Origin of the sequence: Methylosinus sp. sav-2 (assembly GCF_004366495.1) — a bacterium.
Taxonomy (GTDB): domain Bacteria; phylum Pseudomonadota; class Alphaproteobacteria; order Rhizobiales; family Beijerinckiaceae; genus Methylosinus.
In genome coordinates, this window is the sequence record NZ_SOEJ01000046.1 from 1 (window position 1) to 1,779 (window position 1,779).

Genomic DNA, 1,779 nt, shown 5'->3' on the forward strand with positions numbered 1-1,779 from the left:
AAGCTCCAGATCGCCAAATTGCAGCGGCAGATCTATGGGCAGAAGTCGGAGCGCTCGGCGCGGCTGCTCGATCAGTTGTCGCTGGAGCTCGAAGAGCTGGAAGCGAACGCGACGGAAGACGAGCTCGCCGCAGAACAAGCGGTCGCCAGAACGACCACGGTCGCCGGCTTCCAGCGCAAGCGGCCGGAGCGCAACACCTTTCCTGACCACCTGCCGCGCGAGCGCGTGGTGACCGAGGCGCCGAAGGCCTGCGGCTGCTGCGGCGGTTCGCGCCTGCGCAAGCTCGGCGAGGATGTGACGCGGACGCTGGAGACGACGCCGCGCCAATGGAAGGTCATCGAGACCGTGCGGGAGAAGTTCACCTGCCGGGACTGCGAGAAGATCACCCAGGCGCCGGCGCCGTTCCATGTCGTCGCGCGCGGCTGGGCGGGGCCGAGCCTGCTGGCGATGATCGCTTTCGAGAAGTTCGGCCAGCATCAGCCGCTCAACCGCCAGTCCGAGCGCTATGCTCTCGAAGGCGCGCCGATCGCCTTGTCGACCATGGCCGACGCCGTCGGCTCCATCTGCGCCGCACTCGATCCGCTGCGGCGTCTCGTCGAGGCGCATGTCCTCGCAGCCGAGCGGCTGCACGGGGACGACACCACGGTTCCCGTGCTGGCCAAGGGCAAGACCGACACAGGCCGCTGCTGGGTCTATGTGCGCGACGACGCGCCCTTCGGCGGCGCCGGGCCGCCGGCGGCGATGTTCTATTACTCGCGCGATCGGCGCGGCGAACATCCGCAGGGCCATCTGGCGAACTGGTCCGGCATCCTGCAAGCGGACGCCTATGACGGCTACGGCAAGCTGTATCTGCCGGGGCGCGAGCCCGGCGCGATCTGCGAGGCCGCGTGCTGGGTCCATGCGCGGCGCCCGTTCTTCGCAATGGCGGACATCGACGAGAATGCGCGGCGCAAGGCGGCGGGGAAGAAAGAGATTCCGCTCTCGCCCATCGCCATCGAAATCGTTCGCCGGATCGACGCGCTGTTTGCGATCGAGCGGTCGATCAACGGCAAGAGCGCAAAAGAACGTCTCGCCGTCCGGCAGGCGTCGAGCCGCCCGCTCGTCGACGCGCTGGAAAACTATCTGCGCGAACAGCTCGCCAAACTCTCGCGTGGGCACGATCTCGCCAAGGCGATCCATTACATGCTGAAGAGGTGGCCGGCCTTCACGCTGTTCCTCGAGGATGGGCGCGTGTGCCTGTCGAACAATGCCGCCGAGCGCGGACTGCGCGGCATCGCCCTTGGCAGAAAAAGCTGGTTGTTCTGCGGCTCCGACCGCGGCGGCCAGCGTGCCGCAGCGATGTACAGCCTGATCGTGAGCGCGAAGATGAACGGCGTCGATCCGCAGGCCTGGCTCGCCGACGTTCTCGCCCGCATCGCCGCCCACCCCGCGCATCGGCTCGATGAATTGCTGCCGTGGAACTGGCGAGCGTCGGCTCCGCGCGCATCGGCGCTGGCGGCCTGAGCATGCACGTCAACAAGGTCGATCATGTCACGACCGTCGAACGCGTCGCAGAGCGCCTCGGCGAGAGCGTCGACTTCATCCACGACGTCGCTCTCGAAATGGACACCGAGGACGGCGTCATCTGGGTCTACGGCATCGGAGACGACGGCGTTCTCGCATTCACCGACTTCGGCATCGAAACTCTCGTCGAGCTCATCGAAATCCACAAAGACCTGAAGTCGCGCGCTGGCGCCTGACGCTTCAGCCCATCGCCTGCGGCCCACGCCGGATGCTTAC

The 1,779-nt window shown here is 66.9% G+C and carries 2 protein-coding genes; both read left to right on the forward strand.

Translation table 11 applies throughout. The features are described 5' to 3' along the window. The coding region (locus EDE12_RS21655; protein ID WP_134188317.1) for an IS66 family transposase at nt 1-1,503 on the forward strand (1,503 nt) is incomplete at its 5' end. 2 nt (nt 1,504-1,505) lie between these two features. Further along, the gene (locus tag EDE12_RS21660) at nt 1,506-1,739 is read left to right on the forward strand and encodes a hypothetical protein (protein ID WP_026597733.1); all 234 of its coding nucleotides are present in this window, start codon (nt 1,506-1,508) and stop codon (nt 1,737-1,739) included. Nucleotides 1,740-1,779 lie beyond the last annotated feature (40 nt).

What these genes read in the sequence shown, in the direction of transcription:
- EDE12_RS21660 (WP_026597733.1), top strand. Translation starts at nt 1,506, where the DNA reads ATGCACGTCAACAAGGTCGATCATGTCACGACCGTCGAACGCGTCGCA.